The organism is Microbacterium sp. GbtcB4 (assembly GCF_019091465.1).
Taxonomy (GTDB): domain Bacteria; phylum Actinomycetota; class Actinomycetes; order Actinomycetales; family Microbacteriaceae; genus Microbacterium; species Microbacterium paraoxydans.
Genome location: NZ_JAGXJJ010000276.1, coordinates 1 through 254, shown reverse-complemented (window position 1 = coordinate 254; position 254 = coordinate 1). Strand labels below are relative to the sequence as shown.

The window sequence follows — 254 nt, the reverse complement described above, 5'->3', positions numbered from 1 at the left end:
GGCAGGCCTTGCGCACTCCGGAGTTGCCCTTCTCCCGGCTGAAGGGCTCCATGCCGCCCGAGCGCTTGATGACGTTGAGGCTCGCCGTCACCGTCGTGGAGAACCGTCCCCCGCATTCCGGACACTGACGGCGCCGACGGATCGAGAGTCCGTCGACGCTGGTGCGGGAATCGATGACCCGGGAGGCGGGGTGACGGCAGAAGGGGCAGTGCATCTGACAGATCCTACGCGGCGGAGCGGGCCTCGATCTCCTC

1 pseudogene is annotated in these 254 nt (G+C 68.1%); it reads right to left on the bottom strand.

The features are described from left to right. A pseudogene (locus tag KVS71_RS17895) lies at positions 1-214 on the bottom strand (transcriptional regulator NrdR); the annotation flags it as partial. Positions 215-254: the final 40 nt, after the last annotated feature.